16 protein-coding genes are annotated in these 19433 nt (G+C 42.9%); 1 reads left to right on the forward strand and 15 read right to left on the reverse strand.

Going from position 1 to position 19433, the window contains the following annotated elements; translation table 11 throughout:
* Positions 1-81: 81 nt before the first annotated feature.
* From WJP93_RS00630 to WJP93_RS00685, 12 genes are all read right to left on the reverse strand, one after another.
* Positions 82-339 carry a heavy-metal-associated domain-containing protein gene (locus WJP93_RS00630; RefSeq protein ID WP_262538054.1) on the reverse strand — a complete coding sequence of 86 codons (258 nt, stop codon included), beginning with the start codon at positions 337-339 and terminating at the stop codon, positions 82-84.
* Positions 340-506: 167 nt separating this feature from the next.
* Positions 507-1733, reverse strand: coding sequence for a nitrogenase component 1 (locus tag WJP93_RS00635; RefSeq protein ID WP_337546276.1), 1227 nt, complete (start codon positions 1731-1733; stop codon positions 507-509).
* Positions 1730-3010 (reverse strand): nitrogenase component 1, encoded by a 1281-nt coding sequence (locus WJP93_RS00640; RefSeq protein ID WP_227101242.1) that lies wholly within the window; start codon positions 3008-3010, stop codon positions 1730-1732. Before WJP93_RS00640 ends, WJP93_RS00635 begins: the two co-directional genes overlap by 4 nt.
* Positions 3011-3090: 80 nt before the next feature.
* Positions 3091-3867: an ABC transporter ATP-binding protein gene (locus WJP93_RS00645; RefSeq protein ID WP_262538051.1), complete on the reverse strand. Its 777-nt coding sequence runs from the start codon at positions 3865-3867 to the stop codon at positions 3091-3093.
* Complete coding sequence (locus WJP93_RS00650) at positions 3857-4888, reverse strand: iron ABC transporter permease (RefSeq protein ID WP_262538050.1); 1032 nt, start codon at positions 4886-4888, stop codon at positions 3857-3859. The genes WJP93_RS00645 and WJP93_RS00650 overlap by 11 nt, the downstream gene beginning before the upstream one ends.
* On the reverse strand, positions 4888-6039 hold the full coding sequence (locus tag WJP93_RS00655; RefSeq protein ID WP_262538049.1) for an ABC transporter substrate-binding protein: 1152 nt from the start codon (positions 6037-6039) through the stop codon (positions 4888-4890). The genes WJP93_RS00650 and WJP93_RS00655 overlap by 1 nt, the downstream gene beginning before the upstream one ends.
* A gap of 217 nt (positions 6040-6256) precedes the next feature.
* A complete protein-coding gene (locus tag WJP93_RS00660) occupies positions 6257-7006 on the reverse strand; it encodes a nitrogenase iron protein NifH (RefSeq protein ID WP_262538059.1) in 750 nt (249 codons plus the stop codon).
* A 349-nt stretch (positions 7007-7355) separates the two neighbouring features.
* Positions 7356-9296 carry an NAD(+) synthase gene (locus WJP93_RS00665; protein WP_337546278.1) on the reverse strand — a complete coding sequence of 647 codons (1941 nt, stop codon included), beginning with the start codon at positions 9294-9296 and terminating at the stop codon, positions 7356-7358.
* 46 nt (positions 9297-9342) lie between these two features.
* Positions 9343-9984 carry a nicotinate-nicotinamide nucleotide adenylyltransferase gene (locus tag WJP93_RS00670; RefSeq protein WP_337546279.1) on the reverse strand — a complete coding sequence of 214 codons (642 nt, stop codon included), beginning with the start codon at positions 9982-9984 and terminating at the stop codon, positions 9343-9345.
* A 71-nt stretch (positions 9985-10055) separates the two neighbouring features.
* Positions 10056-11510, reverse strand: coding sequence for a nicotinate phosphoribosyltransferase (locus tag WJP93_RS00675; protein ID WP_118612128.1), 1455 nt, complete (start codon positions 11508-11510; stop codon positions 10056-10058).
* 342 nt (positions 11511-11852) lie between these two features.
* Positions 11853-13136 (reverse strand): MATE family efflux transporter, encoded by a 1284-nt coding sequence (locus WJP93_RS00680; protein WP_337546280.1) that lies wholly within the window; start codon positions 13134-13136, stop codon positions 11853-11855.
* 85 nt (positions 13137-13221) lie between these two features.
* On the reverse strand, positions 13222-13488 hold the full coding sequence (locus tag WJP93_RS00685; RefSeq protein ID WP_308730820.1) for a CD3324 family protein: 267 nt from the start codon (positions 13486-13488) through the stop codon (positions 13222-13224).
* 427 nt (positions 13489-13915) lie between these two features.
* On the opposite strand from WJP93_RS00685, the gene WJP93_RS00690 reads away from it, so the two are divergent.
* Positions 13916-15118 carry a glycoside hydrolase family 88 protein gene (locus WJP93_RS00690; protein ID WP_337546282.1) on the forward strand — a complete coding sequence of 401 codons (1203 nt, stop codon included), beginning with the start codon at positions 13916-13918 and terminating at the stop codon, positions 15116-15118.
* 35 nt (positions 15119-15153) lie between these two features.
* Here WJP93_RS00690 and WJP93_RS00695 read toward each other — a convergent pair whose 3' ends face one another.
* From WJP93_RS00695 to WJP93_RS00705, 3 genes are all read right to left on the reverse strand, one after another.
* Entirely contained in the window at positions 15154-16290 is a 1137-nt protein-coding gene (locus tag WJP93_RS00695; RefSeq protein WP_337546283.1) for a cysteine desulfurase family protein, read from the reverse strand.
* 142 nt (positions 16291-16432) lie between these two features.
* Positions 16433-17785 (reverse strand): hypothetical protein, encoded by a 1353-nt coding sequence (locus WJP93_RS00700; protein ID WP_337546285.1) that lies wholly within the window; start codon positions 17783-17785, stop codon positions 16433-16435.
* Positions 17786-17981: 196 nt separating this feature from the next.
* Complete coding sequence (locus tag WJP93_RS00705) at positions 17982-19328, reverse strand: radical SAM protein (RefSeq protein WP_337546287.1); 1347 nt, start codon at positions 19326-19328, stop codon at positions 17982-17984.
* Positions 19329-19433: the final 105 nt, after the last annotated feature.

Consider the following 19433-nt stretch of genomic DNA (forward strand, 5'->3'; position numbering starts at 1 on the left):
TCAGAAGATATCGACATTAAAGATTTAGAAAAATATTTCTTGGCTTCATCCCAGGTTTTCGCCTAAAATTTTTATAACAAATCACTTTCTTCCAAAGTGGAAAAAGCCCTTTTTCTCATATGGCTCACTCTCGTAGGAGACAAGCTCATATCCGATCTCTTTGATCTTATTTTTTGCCCACGGAATATCCAGTGCATCCTCACTGATTACAACAGTCTCTCCATCCTTTGCTGATGAGGAGACTTTTTTTACCTTGAAATTGTTGCGAATCAACTCGTTCATATGTGCCTCGCACATGCCACACATCATTCCGTCGATTTTTAATGTTGTCTTGATCATATTATCTACACCTGCCTTTTCTTAGCAAAATCATACCCCCTTGGGGTATGTTTATCGTATGCCCCAAGAGAGTATTTGTCAAGTGCGAACTCTATTATTGAAATATTTTATCACCTGGCACTGGTGAATTGCTCCGTCACCATATAGCTCTGCTATCAAATCTCTAGCTAATCGAAGTACAGTTCCTTGCATTCTCTCAAATAATCCATGCCCTTCTCGCCCATGAATGGAAGATGGTGGGCAATCTGTGGTTTTCCAGAGAACGGGAAACTCACACAGGTAAAATAGGTGTCCTGTGGCACGCAGCTTTCCATCACGCTATCGCCGAGCACCCACTGGCCATGAAGTGTCTGATATAAATCAAGTCGATCTTTCTCCTTTGCATAGTAGGTAACGTCTGCATTTGGAGATTCAATTGCCTTTAGGCTGTGACTGCAAATCAGAGCAGTCAGTTCAATGTCAAGCTCTCGCATTGCACTGGCTAATCCAAGTAATGTATCGTAATCAGCTTGAATAGTGGCCTGTGCCGGCTTTCTTCTCATGCTTGCCATTGGTCCACCGCCCATCGGCATCAAATCAGCCTGTTTTTCTTCGATGCGAGCAAGCAATTCTTCGTTGATTGGCTCTCCAATCACAGCCGAAATCTGCTTTAACCAGTCGATGGTTCCTTGATAGCCATACGGCGCACCATAGACAAAAGGTGTCCCAAAGCGATCCTTTAAACTATTTCCTGCTTCAAGCGCCTCATTTCGAATAATGAGATTAAGTCTTGCTGCCCCTGCCGTCTCAAGATCTTCAATATCAGATTCAAGTCCCATCACCATTCTACACTTCCAGTCAAATGCTTCACTCATCAGCTGCTGTAACTCCCACACGTCGGAACGGATTCGGTAGGAACCAGCCGACGCACCGATGATCTGATAAGTCTTTTCCTCTTTTTTATAACAATCCTTTGCGATTTGCTTTGCCAAAAGCTTATAGACAGCACGAAGTCCGTAGGTATAATCACCGCGAAAACCTCCATCCTCAAAGGCAACTAACTTTGCATTGACCTTTTCCTGCATATAGCGGCAGACACCTTTGATGTCTGTTCCAATGACAGCAATAACGGCTGATGCCACAACGAAAATTACCTTTGGCTCATAGGTCTCATCAATCTCGACAATCGCCTTTTCCAAGCGAGTGACATCTCCCATTATGACATCATCTTCACTGATATGAGTTGTAAAAAGAGACTGGCTAAGTCGAATGCCAAGCGAGCTGTAAAGGCCACCACCAAAATGAGTTGTTCCAGCCGGGCCGTACTCAAGTACAATCGCATTCTGAATCGGCATCAGGCTCCATATGATCGCCATGCGGTCGGACGCCGGCGGGTAAAATCTACATAGACTCATTTCATCCCTCCTTTTTGTGCCTGAACAAATGCATTCACAACCATCTCGTTCACCTCGAAACCTAGCACATTGTAGGCCTGCATCATGCGAATCATCTGTGTGCCAGATGTTTTCATCTCTTTCGCATTTCCAGCTCCAATGTTAAATTTAGGTTTTAATACTGGATATAGATATTGCAAAGGTCCAATATTGGCTGCTCTTGTCACATATGGATCGCAGTGCGTCAAAATCTCTTTACGCCACTGTTCATCTTGTGCAGTCAAATCCGAGATCTGTAACAGAAGCGGCTTCATTCCAAGACCAGTCAGAAAACTGTGAAGTTCATAGTTACAAAGCGCTGTATTTCCACTAAAATAAGTTTTGCCATCAAGTATAGGCTTTGCTGCCTCTGAGCGCTTTTTTGCCTCCTGATACCAGCCAGCAAGCTTTTCTGGAAGTGGCTTTTCAAGAATTTCAAATAATTCTTTGTAAGACTGATAAATGCGGTCTGGATCGCTGTAGCGCTCAAATACTATATACGGTGTTCCAAACTTTCGCTTCATTTTTTTTGCAAGCGCTAATCCAACTGGATGAACGACTAGATTGACTGCTGCCTGCGGTGCTCTTTCGATTTCCTCTGCACTACTATTTCCTGGCAGCTGCATTCCTACTGGAATGCTTTGCTCCTGCAATACGCGGTACACCTCTGTTTTTGTAAAATCACCCAGCCGCAGACCAAGTACATTAACGCAGTCAGTCTTTTCCTGCGGCTGCATCATCGCACAACAGACTTCAAGCGTATGCTCAATACCTGGCAGATGGTCATCGGTCTTAAAATTCTCTGCGTGAACGACCATAACTGGGAAGCCATACTGATCGGTAAATAAATCTGCCATTGACTCCACATCATCACCGGTAATTTCTGGTACGCAGGTGGTTACGATGAAAACAGCCTTCGGATGATATTCATCGTTTAATTCTTCCATTGCCTCCTCAAGCTTCTCCTGACAGCCAAAGGTGACATCATGCTGCTCTAGTACAACAGACACGATCTGACAGCCATCCGCCGACATGCTTCCATTTCCAGAAGTTGCCATTTTTGTATAGTAGGCACACTCATCTGGGCCGAGTACCAACATCACACTATCCTTAATCGCACGGATTGTCAGCATAGCACCCATTAACGGACAATGATAGCCTGGAAACAGTGCATAAGACATCGGCTCAACCTGCTTCATCTTGTCAACCTGACTTAGGTGTTTCAGGCTCTGGAGCATCTTTTCTCCATTTAATCCCATAATATCCTCTTTCTTCATTTTTATGTTATTCACAAAAGTGCCTGAATGCAGAAAAATTGCAAGGCACTAGATACTCATTTTCAGATTGCTGCATACGCAAGCAGCGGCTTTTCGCGTCCAGGCACATTCAAGATCTCACACTCCACCTGATAGACGTCCTTCATCATCTTTGATGTGATGACATTCTGCGGTGCACCCTCATCGTACTTTTCCCCGTCACGGATCACAATCACATGATCGCTGACTTCCATCGCCTGCGCCAAATCATGCAGCACCATAACCACACCGATTCCCGTCTCGCGATTTAATTTTTTCACCAGATTCATCGTCTCAAGCTGATGAGAAATGTCCAGATAGGTCGTTGGCTCATCCAAAAACATGATTTCCGGCTTCTGCGCAAGTACGGTAGCAATCCACACACGCTGCGTCTCTCCTCCTGAAATCTCGTAAATTGACTTGTCGCGGAATTTCCAAGTGCCTGTGACTTCCATTGCCCAACGGATGACTTCCTCATCCTCTTTACTCTTTCCTGCCATTAACTTTTGGTGCGGCATACGACCATAGCCGACAAGCTCCTTTACACGAAAATCGGACGGTGCCGTATGAATCTGCGGCAGCACTCCGAGCTTTTTAGCTAATGCTTTTGGCTTCATTGTCTGAATATCGCAGCCATCCAGCAAAACATTTCCCTTCTGATAACGAATCAGTCTCGTGAGTGCCTTTAACAGTGTCGATTTTCCAGAGCCATTTGGTCCGATAATTGTTGTGATTTTATCTCTTGCAATAGACACATCCATTTGGTTTACGATCACGTGTTCTCCATAGCCAATTTGCAGTCCACTTGCCTCAAGCTCCATTGAAACTACCTCTCTTTCTGAGCATATACAGGAAGAATGGTCCTCCAAATACACTCATCATAACGCCAACCGGAATCTCTGTACCAGGCCAAATTGTTCTTCCCACTGTATCGGCAAGCAGTACCATCACGCTTCCCGTCAGGATACTTGTTGGAAGTAACACTTTGTAGTCCGAACCGACTAACATTCTTGCAATGTGCGGTGCAACAAGACCGACAAAGCCGATCATTCCGACCTCAGAAACCGTAGCCGCTGCCAAAAATGCGGAAACACCAGACAGCACGATACGGCTCGCATTTACGCGAATGCCAAGATTTTTGGCCATTTCATCTCCCAACTGAAGTGCATTGGCATTTCGGATACAAAAACATGCAAGCACAAGTCCAATCACGGCATACACTGCCATTACACGCACCTGTGTCCAGTTTCCACCTGAGAAACTTCCGTTCATAAAAGACAAAACTCCGTTTAAGTTATCGCTGTTTTGCAGCTGTAAGAAGGAGTTATAGCCTCCTAAGACAGAATTGACAGCGACACCTGACAAAATGATTCGCACCGGATCCACACCATCCTTCCATGCAAGCAGATAGATTAATACACATGCAAGTGCGGCTCCGCCAAATGCAAACAACGGAACAGAATAAGTCAAACTCGGAAACAAAAGAAGAATTGTAATCGCCGCTGCGCCTGCACCTGCTGATACACCAATGGTGCCAGGATCAGCTAAGGGATTACGCATCACAGCCTGCAAAATAGCACCTGCTGCCGAAAGACACGCGCCCACCATAATTGCAAGTACTGCTCTTGGCAAACGCAGATTAAACACGATAATTCGGATTTTTCCAGCTTCGGTATCCCAGAGGCCCCGAAGGACCTCTGAAAGTGGATAGCCAGAACTTCCAATTGCAATGCTAAGTACAAATACCGCTGCCAACGCAGCCAGAAGAATGGTCCATACCATTCCCGTCTTTAACAGCTGGTTGCCGCTTCGGTTATTTTTATTTTTCTTGTGCTCGCTCATTATTTTGTCTCAGCTGCAGACTCGTCTGCCTCGTCAGATGTATTCTCCTCGGATGCGTCCTCACCAGTTGCCTGCTCGGATTCCTCTTCCTCGTCAACAGAGATGGTCTCTACTTCGATTCCGTAAAAGTCTGCAACGGTTCCGATCAGATCATTTATGCAATCGATTACATTGATTCCTGCTGTAGATACATAAGATACTGGCAGATACAGAACTCTTCCTTCTGCGATTGCCGGGATGCTGTTCCAATACTCTGGATTTTCTGCAAATGCTTTTTCCATCAGTTCCTTATGACCCTCTGCATCCTCTGCACCTACACACATAACGATGTCTGGATCATAGTCAAGTGCCTGCTCATAGTCTAACTGTACCATGGATGACTGATCATTTGTGTACACATTCTCAAAGCCGATCATTGCTGCCATGCTTCCAAGTGTTCCGTTCTCAGTCTGGATATAATGAGCATCACCGCTGGACTGAAGTACCATAACTGTCTTGCCATCGAATGCTTCCTTTGCTGCTTCTATGTTCTGATCCAATGCTTCAAAACGCTCACGAATCTTCTCACCAGCTGCAGCAGACTCCTCATCAACGGAAAATGCATCAATCAGTGCATTTGTCTGTCCTACGATGGACTCGTATGGAACGGTATGACCTGCATAGATATAGTAAACCGGGATTCCTAAGGATTCCAGTGTCTTTCCCGCAGTATCGGCGCCATTGTAAGCAAGCAAAACCAGATCCGGCTCAAGATCAACAACGCTCTCATAATCAAAATCGTCCGGACTCATAACAGAGAAGGAAACAGTTTCGGTGCTCTCCTGAAGATCCTCCGGCCAAGTTACAACCATGCTGTTTGGAATACCGACTAAATTTACACCCAGCTCATACAGTGCCAGAACTGGTGCTGCGGATAAGGAGACAACGCGCTCCGGAACCTCGTCAAGCACGATCGGATCGGTGTAGCCTAACTCCTGCATATCCTCTGGATACTCCAAGACAAACTTGCCCTCGGTATCAACCTCTGCTGCACTTACTGCCTCAGTTGCTGCCTCAGATGTAGTTTCATCTGCAAATACGCTCATTGCGCTAAAAGAGCTTGCTGCCATTGCTCCTGCCATGATCATTGCCTGTAACTTTGTATTCTTCATTTTCTTTTCCTTTCTGCCCATAGGCTGCCTTTCGGCTTTGATTTGTGATACCAGGGGCAAAAGCTCTAAAAGCCGATCGTGCTTGCACGATAAGGCTTTTGAGCTTGAGACCCGTCAAAAACATGAGGATGCAGCGATTTGCATTGCAAATCAGCGAATCCGAATGTTTTTAGAATTGCGAGAGTTGCATCGCAACGAAGCAATTCGTTGGTATCTGTCATGCATCTGCAAGAATTCGGTCAGCCAGTTCGTTATAAACGCCCTGCATCACAGAATTTGTTAAAAACTCAAATACTGTTCCTCCCCGATTCTCTGCTTCCTGAATCTCTGGCGAACGCGGAACATAACAGACTACCTGCGTACCAATTTCCTCGACTGCCTTTGCAACAATCTCGCGTTCGTTTTCAATATTTTTTGCATTCAAAATCAATCCGCGAAGCTGCGCATAGCCTCGCTTGCCGAAATTACGAATTGCGCTTGCAATGTTGTTTGCTGCATATAATGACATCATCTCACCAGATGAAACAACATACACATCTTTTGCATATCCACCTCGAATCGGCATTGCAAATCCACCGCATACAACATCGCCAAGCACGTCATATATCACAATGTCTGGCTGATAGGTTTCAAATGCTTCCAGTTCTTCAAGCTTTTCAAATGCAGATATAATTCCTCGTCCTGCACATCCTACGCCCGGTGTCGGTCCTCCAGATTCCACGCACAGTACGCCGCCAAAGCCTTTAAATACGATATCCTCCAGCGTAAGTTCCTCGCCCTTTGTCTTAATCTGCTCAAGAACAGTTGGAATTCGTTTTCCCCCCATCAGGTTTTTTGTAGAATCTGCCTTCGGGTCGCATCCGATCTGCATCACCTGGTAACCCTTTTTTGCAAGCGCCGCCGACAGATTGGATGTCGTCGTTGACTTTCCAATACCGCCCTTGCCGTATATCGCAATTTTTCTGATATCCTTTGTGTTCATTATGCCTCCCTAAAATTAGTTATAACTAACCTTAGGATACTATATCACAAGTTTCCATTTTCTGTCAAGCTATTAAAATGTAAAAAAAGAACTTCGGTTAGTTATATATAACCAAAGTTCTTTTTAAATAATTATTTTCTCTTATTTTCACAAACTTCTCGGACTATTTTCAATTTGTAGTGGGGGTTGAGGCGTCTTGCTTTTACGAGGCGGAACGTTGTAGCAGGACTTTCAAAGTAAAGTACGATAATAAACAACGTAACAGGTGCCTGCGGAAAAGTGAGGCCGACAAAACAAGCGCCGAAGCCCCCTTCGTAAGCTTTCCGGGTTGCACTTAATACGGATTCTTCGCATCAGACGGCATTCTCCAGTCGCCGCGCGGTGATAATGATACAGTACCGACCTTAGGACCATCCGGCAGACAGGAGCGCTTGAACTGCTGTGCATAGAAACGTCTAAAGAAGTTATCGAGTGTCGATGCAATCTCCTCTTTTGTCACATTCTTCTGTGCAAATGCTATCTCTGCAAGCTTTTGAATCTTCTCTTTTGTGAAGCCATTTCGAACAAAATGATATAAGAAGAAGTCATGCAGATCGTACTTTCCAATCGTTGCCTCGGTTGACTGGGCAATGTTTCCCTCGGCATCTGGTGGCAGAAGTTCTGGACTGATGATTGTGTCACAGATAGATTCGAGCGTATCATGGACAGCTGGATGAAGCTCAGCATAAGCGCGCACCAGATATTTAACAAGTGTCTTCGGTACGCTGACATTTACTGCATACATAGACATATGATCGCCATTGTAGGTACACCATCCAAGTGCCAACTCAGACATATCACCAGTTCCAACGACAATACCACCCTCTTTGTTTGCGATATCCATCAAAATCTGCGTGCGCTCTCTTGCCTGTGTATTCTCATAGGTGACATCGTAGCTGTCGCGTTTGTGACCGATATCTTTAAAGTGCTGAAGACATGCATCTGTAATATTGATCATTCGAATCGTAATGCCAAGCTGCTCCATTAATTTCCATGAATTAGTCTTTGTAAGATCAGTTGTTCCAAATCCCGGCATGGTGATTCCGATGATATCTGTAAGCGGCCAGCCAAGCATATCATATGCTTCTTTAATGACAAGGAGAGCCAGTGTTGAGTCAAGACCACCTGATACACCTATTACACACTTGCGGATGCCAATCTTTGTCAGACGCTCTGCAAGACCTGTCGCCTGAAGGCGCATGATCTCTTTGCATCTTCCGGCACGCTCTGCCTCTGATGGAACAAATGGATATGGATTTAATGATTCTGGCCAATGTACTACGCTGCTTGTCTGCGTATGGAGTCTTACATAACCTTTTCCATTTGATGCCATCTTCGAATATCTTGCTGCTGCATAGGAAATACTGTTATTCTTTATTCGGTCGTTATTAATTCGCTCCAGATCAATAAGTGCCTCTGTCGCTTCTTTGTTGCTGTCCGCCAGAATTGTTCCATTTGCTGCAATAATATTATGACCTGAGAAAATCAGATCAGTTGTACTCTCACCACTTCCCGAAGAACAATATACATAAGCACACATATTAGTACCGGACTGCATGCGAACTAAATCTCTGCGATACTCTGGTTTCGTTACAACATCATTTGATGCTGACAGATTTGCAATCACATTTGCTCCTGCTGATGCATGAAATGAACTCGGTGGAATATTAACCCACAGATCTTCACATATCTCGCATGCAAGGCGAATACCATTTCGTCCCTCAATAATAAGATTCGGTGTGAATGGGAATGTTCGTTCATCATTCAGTGAAGCGCCTTCATCATAGAAAACCTCATCATAGTGAATCGTATCTGAAAAACGCTGGTCTGCCCCTGCAAACCATCTCTTCTCATAAAACTCACTATAATTCGGCACAAAGGTCTTCGGCACAATACCAAGCAGCTCATTTCCCTTAAAAATCAGTGCCGTGTTAAACAACATGCCATCCTTTCGAAGTGGTGCACCGATTGTAAGAAGTGTATCTGACTGCGGCAGATTGTCACGCAGATAGGAAATTGCCATTCTGCACTGTTCATCCATAAAGGACTGCAAAAACAGATCACCACAGCTGTAACCGCTTATTGAAAGCTCGCCAAACACAATCAGGTCTGGATTTTTCGCCTCATACTGCTTTACCTGCCTTACAATCTCCTTTGCATTCTCCATTGGTCTTCCCAGTGACGTTTTCATATGAACTGCCACTGCTTTTATATAGCCGCTCTTACTCAATGCCATTTGTACACCTCTCTATTTCTTTTCATTTTTCGTTCCCAGTTTGATGTCACACGATTGATGTGTCCTGCTCAGATGCAGAAATCTTTTCTAAGTCTGATACAATCTCATCTGGCACAAACTCTCTCCACTTTCCATCACCTGATTTTAAACTGTCACGCACTTTTGTCGCACTAAAATCTGGATAGACTCTCGGCTCATGGCTAACCAAAATTCGATCACGACGCTCACTTAAAAATGGAATTTCTTCAATCATTTTCTCAGGCTCGTCTCCATCCCTTGGAATCACCAAAATCTTAGAAAGTGTAAAAATTCCTTCTGGATTATACCAAGTTGAAAGCTCTGAAAGCTTATCGGTACCACAGACATAGACAAGCTCAGTCTCCTGTCCATAACGATCTCTTAAATACTGCATCGTATCATAGGTTCTTGCGCTTGTCTTTCCAAATACCTCGCAGTCCTCACACAAAAATCCATGTGGCTTTACTGCTTTTTCTAGCAGCAAAAGTCGCTTTTTTCCCGACAGGATCTCTTTTTTCTCCATCGACTTCCATGATGTCAAAAAGCGATCTGGTGCCGGGATATATAAAATCTGCCAACCTGGCAGTTCTTTACTCGCGATCTGTCCGATCTCTACATGAGCCTTTGTCACCGGGTTAAAAGACCCGCCAATGATTGCAAATTTTTTCACCGACTTTTGCTCCCTTCTGTTTCACTATCTGTTATTACGATACTTACGAATTGCTCTGTTGCAAAGCAAGCTTATACAGTTCTGATATTGTGAAGCATGCTCATCTTCATCTCGTAGTAATCCGGGCTCATATCAATGTAATGCTTATGCGGATTCTCGAAACGCTGCTCCTCTTCCCAGATCTCATTGTCAAGCTGTTTCTTTACATAAGCCTGAAGTTCCTGAAGCGTCTTTGTCTTTGTCAGGCGCTTTCCACTCTCAATTACCTTATGAAGAAGCGGCTTTGCAGTGCAATTCTCATAGCTTCTGTTCTTCCATGGCTTCTCTGGATCAACATAGCGATACGGTGTGCTAAAGTCAACTTTCTCGTCAAAACCAGTAATCAGATCTGCCACTGCATGACCTTCCTCATCATATACACGATATACACTCTTTAGTCCCGGATTAGTTATCTTTTCAACTGTCTCAGAAACCTTAATTCTCGGTGCAAATTTACCATTTTCCTCAACTGCGCAGATCTTATAAACAGCGCCAAAAACAGGATCAGTCTTTGCTGTAATCATGCGCTCACCAACACCAAAGCTGTCGATGCATCCACCCTGAGAAAGAATAGAAGTGATTGTATATTCATCTAAGCTGTTTGATACAACGATCTTTGCATCTGTAAAACCAGCCTTATCAAGCATCTTTCTTGCCTTTCTGGACAGATATGCAAGGTCGCCGCTGTCAAGACGAATGCCATAACGTGTCAGCGGGATTCCTGCATCCTTCATCTCCTGAAATACCTTGATTGCATTCGGAACGCCAGACTTTAAAACATCATATGTGTCAACAAGAAGTGTACAATTATTTGGGAATACCTTTGCATAGCTTCTAAAAGCTGTCAGCTCATCGCTGTGTTCCATTACCCAGCTGTGTGCATGAGTTCCGCCAACCGGAATACCAAACATCTGACCTGCACTAACTGTTGCAGTACCATTTACACCACCAATGTAGGAAGCACGAGCACCGTAAATAGCTGCATCCATGTTGTGTGCACGTCTTGCACCAAAATCAGATACACCGCGTCCTGCCGCTGCCTTTACGATTCTTCTTGCCTTTGTAGCAATCAGACTCTGATGATTGATCTGGGCCAAAATTGCGGTCTCAACAAGCTGTGCCTCAATTAACGGTGCAACAACTGTTACAACTGGCTCATTTGGATACATGATCGTTCCCTCTTCAAATGCATAAACATCTCCATTGAAACGGAAATTTTTTAAATAAGCAAGAAAATCCTCATCAAACAGATTTAATGAACGGAAGTATTCAACATCCTCATCCTCAAAATGCATATTTTCCAGATACTCGATCACCTGCTCAAGTCCGGCAAAAATAGAAAATCCGCCGCCATCTGGGTTCTTACGGTAAAATACATCAAATGCGACCTTCTTCTCTGTGTCATTTTCCTTGAAGTATCCGTATGCCATTGTCATTTCATACAGATCCATCATCATTGTTATATTTCTTGATTCAAACTGTGTCATTTTCTTTCGCGCCTTCCATCGCTGATATCCAAAATGGATATCTTCTTTCCTTACTTGTACATAAGATATATTGATACCTACGAATTGATGCGCTGCTGAGAGCTTAGCAATTCCTAAACACCGGATTCGCTGATTTTAGTAAGAAACAGCTCACCCACGCCTATCATGCGCAAAACCGCCCTATCAGGCTTAATCACTGCTTTGCAGCTGTGGTATCAAAAAATCCAGAGAAGCTGTGAAAAAATTCACATTCCCTGGATTTCTATGATACCCGTGATTGAGACTTACGTCAAGCGATTTTGTTAACTTCTACTTTTTATTACGTTTAAAAAAAACAAATTCTTAGTTTTTTTTCGATATCACAAGTGCTACAAAAAGAGTAAGCACCTCTGCCGCCGGAAATGCCAGCCACACACCCGTGATTCCAAGAAACTTTGGAAGAATCAATGCAAACGCAATGATTGCGACAATTCCTCTGGTGATTGCCACAATTGAGGATTCTTTTGCATGGTCGGTTGCACTCAAAAATCCGGCAAAAATAATATTGATTGCTGCTGCAAAGAAGCCAGCAAAATAGATTCTAATTCCCGGTACTGCATACGCAGCCAACTGTTCTGAGTGTTCACTATTAAATACATCGGTAATCTGTGGTGCAAAAATCCATACGCTGCCAATCAAAACAACTGTTAACACAATGCCAGTTAAAACACTCTTTGTCAAAATCTTCTTCTTTTCCTCTGCCTCTCCCTTTGCATGCGCCTCACTTGCAAGAGGCTGAAGTCCCTGGGAAACACCGTTGAAAATAGCTGTACCTACAAGCGCTGTATTGGCAATTACACCGTAAGCAGCAACTGCTGTATTTCCATCAAGTCCAAGAAGGACAAAATTAAAGACCATCGTTGTAACTGCACTTGCAATCTCTCCGACAAAAGCGACTATGCCAAGACTGCAAGAGGAAATCAGCATTTTTACAGACGGTACCATAAAGTGAAATGATACGCTACTTTTTGGTGACAGGTAGTGCACCATACAAATCAAAATACTTACAATTGGTGAAACTGCTGTTGCAAGAGCTGCACCTGTCATACCCATTCCAAGCGGAAACATAAATACATAGTCAAACACAATATTAAACAAACTGCTAAGAAGCGTCGCTGCCATAGCAATATGCGGCGCATTATCATTTCTCACAAATGCAGTAAATGCATAATTCATCATGAAAAATGGTGTAAAGCATAGTACAATGCGAATATATGGTATACCAATTGCTTCGATTACTGCGTCAGCACCCATCACTCGCATAACCTGCCCTGGAAAAAACAGTCCTGCTGCTATAAAGATCACACTGACAATCACATCCCATATCAATGCATTTGAAAAATATCTTTTTGCCTCCTGCTGATCAGTCGCCTTTGCCAATGCGTAACGAATAGCAGAACCTGTTCCAATCATGGAACCAATCGCAAAAATAATACCATAAATTGGCAGTGCCAGATTTAGTGCAGTAATACCATTTGTACCCTGTGCTGTTGCAATAAAAAAAGTATCTGCTAAAATGTAGCATGATATTCCTACCATTGCCAATATATTTGGCGCGATATACTGGTATAAGCGTTTTTGTTTCACAAAATCTTCCTCCTGTTAAAAGTAAATTCAAAGCTATTTTTTTCAAAAGATGGGGGCTACCTTTCGGCAGCCCTCATTCTTATTGTTATCGATACTGACGGATAATCCGCTGTATACTCTTTTCTGTAAGATAATATTTCTGGGATAATCGCGGGACACTTTCGCCCTCTCTATGCTCCCTGCAAATGGCACTGTTGCGCGCATCCAGCTCCTGTCTTGCCTGTGTGCGCTCGCCCCAGCCCTTTCGATGTTCCAGCTTTCTCGGAATGTAGATATTTTCTCCGTCCACGTACTGCTGAATCACTTCTATTAATTCTCTTGGCAGTATCTCCTCTGCCTTTCTATAGCTCATGCCTTCCTCTCAATCTGCGCTGCAACTGCAGCGGCTTTCCGTGCGGTACTATTTACCGGAAAGCAACGGCTATAGCAAATACAATTCTTTCATTGTATATTTGCAACAGCCACTGCTATGCGTCACACCAATCCCTTGTTTCCACTTCAAACTCCACCGTTCGTTTCTTTATAATTAACATAATGCAATCCTCCTTTTCGCTCTTTTTTGTTTTTTGGTCTTGTTCGTGTTGTTGGTTTGACCCTTCAACGTTATCTGTGCTATTATACCATATTCTCTTTTTTATTACCAGACCTTATTTCTTTTAAGAAATATCTTTGCTCATGAAACTGTTACGGTTCACGGACAAACCAAATTCTTCTTTCCAATCAATGCTTTCCATGGTATACTGAGTTTACACGAAATTTAATAAGATTGGAGAATCGCTATGAGCAATTTAACTGCTGATATTCAAGCCTCTATTTTAAAGGCAAAAAATTATGTGGATGCGCTTACTATAAAATCTTCATGCAACATTCCAAAGGAAGTCGTTTCTGATGAGCACAAGTTCTTTTCATGGGATAATGAGAAGCGTACCCCTTCTGTCAAACCATATCTGTTTGACTGGAGCTATTACAATGGTGTTGTGATGGAAGGTCTATATGATACATACGAAGCACGACCAGATGAGAGTGCTGAATATAAGAAGTATGTATTAGAATATTTGAATGCAATGCTTGTAACTGATGAAAATGGAGTATATCATTTAAGCCGCAACCTTGCAGGATATGTAGATCATCACGGTGCTGACTGCTATAAGACTGCTGCACTAGTAATGAAGGCTTTTGATGAAAATCCAGCTTACGCTGATGTTATGGCTGAGCTCTACCGCGATCTGACTGACCCAAAGCACGTCAATTCAAAGGGTGATGTTGTAGTTGAAAAATATACAGAAAATGCACTTGGCAATAACTACTGGCACTGCTGGGCTGGCGGACAACCACCTAAGTATAAGGTATGGCTCGATGGTATCTATATGCTGCAGCCATTTTTAGCTCACTATGCTGCCAAAATTGGTGATACAAAGCAGCTTGCTGTTATCAATGAGCGCCTGAACTGGGTTGCTGATGTTATGCTTGCCCCGAATGGCATGTATTATCATGCATGCAACAGCCGTGAGGATGTCTGCGCGTACCACTGGACCCGCGCAATGGGCTGGTATGCAATGGCAATGGTCGATGTAATGGAAGTTCTTCCTGAATGCTATATTGAAGAGAGAAAAGCTGCATTAAAGCTCTTTGCAGATGGCATGTTAAAGTATCAGGATGAATCTGGATTATGGGCAAATCTGGCTGATCAGCCTGTTACCGCGACAAATCGCCTTGAGGTCAGCGGCACTGCCATGATGATTTATATGATGTTAAAAGGTGTTCGCAAAGGATGGCTTAACGAGTCCTACCGCGAACCTGCAATCAAAGCATTTAACGCAATTGTAAATACTAAGCTTCACGACAATGTACTGGAAGATATTTACTTAAAGGCAAGTGCAAATAATACAAATAATTATGAGATCACTGAATATTACCTTCCAGATGAAGGAAAAGGAAGCGGTCCATTTATCATGGCGTACTCAGAAATGTTATATCTGTAATTATTTTGGCGGCTCTAATTTTAGAGCCGCCAATTTTATTCTCCACGTAAAATTTTAACTGTCTCAGCAACAGCCTGAATAATCATCTCTACCTCTTCTTTGGTATTTTCATAATCAAGTGTCAAACGAAGGGAACCTCTTGCTGTCTCTTTATCTCTTCCGATTGCAAGAAGCACATGACTTGGATCAAGAAAACCTGATGTGCATGCTGAACCTGATGATGCACAAATTCCTTTGTTGTCAAGTAAGAGCAAGAGTCCCTCTGCCTCGGTATCCGGAAAGCAGAAGTTTACATTTCCTGGAAGACGATTGGTTGCATCTCCGTTTAACAGTGCACCTGTAATTTTCTTTAGTCCGTTTATTAACTGCTCACGAAGTTTTGTCACATAGATGGAGCGCTCTTTTTGAAGTGAGCAAGCTTCCTCTAATGCCGCTGCCATTCCTACTATAGCAGGAAGATTTTCCGTTCCGGCACGTTTTCCTCGCTCCTGTTCGCCACCTTCGATCAGATTGGTCAAAAATACACCTGTTTTTGCGTACAACACTCCGATTCCCTTTGGACCGTTAAATTTATGGGCTGACAGTGACAACATGTCAATCTGATCTTCTTTTACATTAATAGGAAGATGACCTGCTGCCTGTACCGCATCGGTGTGAAACAGCACACCATTTTGTCTGCACACTGCTCCGATCTCACGAATTGGCTGAATAGTTCCAATCTCATTATTGGCATACATAACCGTAACAAGTATTGTATCTGGACGAATTGCTTCTGCGACCTGTACAGGGCTTACAATTCCCTTTTCTCCAACATCAAGAAGCGTAATCTCGAAACCTTCTTTTTCTAGCTTTTTTAATGTATGCAAAACAGCATGATGCTCAAATGCAGTTGAGATGATATGCATCTTACCCTGTCTTTTTCCAATCGCTGCTGCCGATAAAATTGCCTGATTATCAGCCTCGCTTCCGCCGGAAGTAAAATAAATCTCCTTTGGAAGACATCCTAAACAACGTGAAATTCTTACGCGCGCATCCATCAGCACACCAGATGCCTGCTGTCCCGGTGTATATAAACTTGACGGATTGTACCAATTTTCTTCTATTGCAGACAGCATCGCCAGCTTTGCTGTCTCGCTCATCTTTGTTGTTGCCGCATGATCCGCATAAATCATAAACCACTGCTTCCTTTCTGTACGAACCTCTCCTCAATGGGCTTTTTAATGGTTCGCCTTTTGGATACCGTACCACCAGAGAAGTTGTTTTGTCAATCTATGCCGTTAAATTTTTCGAAATTGTACAATCCTATATACAATCCTATTGCTGCAAATCCATTTGCTCAAGACCATACTGTTTCACCATGCGGTCTACGATGTTTCCATTGTTTTCTTCATCCAGCCAGACGAAATTTGTGTTGATCTTCAAGTAACAATTATCTGCTTCTTCTACCGAGATCAAAAGTGCCAAGTCAGAAAACGTATATGCCAACACAACATCATCTTTCCAGTCTGTTGTGATTGCATGCAGTGGGGTTCGCTCATGAGCTATTCGGGACAAAACACTAGATGCTGTTATCTGGTTCATACTAGAACCATTTGATACACCAGATGCAATTTGTTCTGCCGACCAATAGGAACTTGAAGGAACCTTATAAGCGGTGAGCGTTCCCTTTGTTGATCCTTTTGCTACTTCTTCCATACAAGTTTGTGCTTTTTTTACATAGTCTGCTACTTCTGATGAGGCGGTAAAAAGTTGTGTTAGCTCATCAATTGGTGTTGTTCCACTGACCATTTCACCGATGATTTCATCAACTAGTTGATTGAAAAATGTTGCATCTGCTGGTTCATCTAAAGTGACAGCCTCTAGCAATCCCTCCATCGGATAAGAATCATCTGTCATTTGATCTAAGTAGGAGTAATCAAGTGAGCCCAAATCGCTGTCAATCTTGGATCGTTGTGCCAAAACTTCGATTAAAACATCATCACTGTTATCACTATTCTGATCAGATGGCTCCGCCACTTTCTTTCGCACTGTCTCATAGCTTGCAGCATCTAGCACACCGACTGTTAGCTCTGTACCGCCTTCTCTTGGAACAAACACACATAATACCGATGGCAAATCTTCTCCATAATACAGCCACAATCCAACTGTTGCATTCAACTCCATATTTAAATATTGATTGTCTTCAAGCAGCGCATAGGCAGCCAATGCTTTTGTATCACTAGAAGTAACTACCATCATCGTTGCAAGTGACCTTGCAATCATGTCGCTGATTTCAGTGGTGTCTGTCAGTGCAATACTTTTCAAGTCATCTCCCATCTCTTCCACTGTAAATGAATCCAAATTGAGCTTCATTAGTTCCGTCGGAACTGCATCTGCAAGTGGTACTGCCTTTTGTATGTATTCCATTAGATCATCTGAAATCATTCTATTCTTAAAGTATTCTGCATCTGAAGCCTTCTTTCCAAGCTTACGCGCATAATAAACGGATTGCTCTGTTAATACTTCGCTTGATTGTGTAGTTTGATCATTTTCTGATGCTGTTTGCTCTAACTGAGCTGGAGTTTGGATAACATTATTGAAGTGAAGTCTTCCTGTTCCAAACAAACTCACAGTTCCAATGACTGCCGCCGCACTCACTCCAATTCCAGTCCATATCATTTTCTGCATGCGCTTTCCTCCTCTTTGTCCTGTCAACTATATAGACAACATTTTTTAATTTTTACTTATTGTTATCTTACCTTTAGAATTAGCGGCTGTCAATACAGTTTTTTTAGCCACAAAAAAATGAAAAGCCTCCTAACTGCAAATATCAACTAAATATTTACAGCTAGAAGGCTTTTTTATTTAAAGATTTCAATATTGATTACTTCTTATGTGACTCATTCCACAACTTCTCTGCTGATGGGGTCCAGTTCTTTGCATACTCATCGCACTTGCTGCAAAGATGATCTGCACTCTCTGGGCTTTGCATATCAGTTGATTTTGCCTGTGTCTTTGCTACCATCTCGCGTAACTTCTGCGGATTCTCAAGCATTGGACATGGGCGAAGATGATTTTCGTTAAATGGCTGATTCTCATGATATGCCATAAATAACGGAGACTGCAGACACTCAAGAAGTGTTTTCTCACGAATGTTGCTGTCGGAATAATGAATAAATACACAAGGATCTACATCACCATTTGCATTGATATGCAGATAACGGCGTCCTCCAGCTACACATCCGCCAACATACTCGCCATCGTTCTGGAAGTCGATTGCAAAGAGCGGCTTTGTACGTCTGCAATAACGAACACGGTCATACATCATCTCTCTCTGAGATGGTGTCGGCATAAGCTGTGGTACTGCATCATTTCCAACTGGCATATAGTGGAAATACCATGCAAATAATACACCTTTATCAACAAGCCAATCATAAAACTCATCACTGCTGATACTGTCGCAGTTTGCACTTGTGTAGCAACAGGAAACACCAAACGGAAGCTTCTTTTCTTTTAATAGCTTCATTGCCTTCTCTACCTTCTCGTAGGAACCCTTTCCTCTTCTGCCATCATGTGCTGCCATATCGCCCTCTACACTGATTGCCGGAACAAAATTCTTTACGCGAAGCATATCATCAGCAAAAGCTTCATCAATCAGCGTTGCGTTTGTAAATGAAAGGAAAATACAATCAGAATGCTTCTTACACAGTGCAATCAGATCATTCTTTCTGACAAGCGGCTCACCGCCGGTATAAATATAGAAGTAAATGCCAAGCTCTTTTCCCTGTTCAATAATGCTGTCAATCTCATCAAATGTAAGATTTAACTTATTGCCGTACTCAGCAGCCCAACATCCTGTACAATGCAGATTACAAGCAGATGTCGGATCAAGAAGAATAGCCCACGGAATATTGCAATTATATTCAGCTCTTAACTTCTCCTGTTTTGGCCATCCAAGAATAGCTGCATTTAAAAAGAAGTTTGAAAATACTGTCTTCACAACCTCTGGATCAACCTCTTCAATGACACGCATGATCAGCTGATACATATTTGATTCTGGATGATCTAAAACATCCCATATTACCTTTCTTTGCTCCTCAAAGCTATCAGGACCTTCTCCTGCGATACGGTCCACCCAGGTCATAAGCTTTCTTAAATTATCCTTTGGATTCTTCTCAATATAACGGTATGCAGTGGCAATACCCATTTTCTTTAATTCCTGTCCAAACATATCTATTCCTCCCATCTCTTGATTGCAATTCGTATTTTGTGAACTGTAATCCTTCGTGGCTGCATCTTTTGTATAAATGCTATTGCCTTTGAATTGACTTTATTG

Origin of the sequence: Anthropogastromicrobium sp. (assembly GCF_037349415.1) — a bacterium.
GTDB lineage: Bacteria > Bacillota > Clostridia > Lachnospirales > Lachnospiraceae > Anthropogastromicrobium > Anthropogastromicrobium aceti.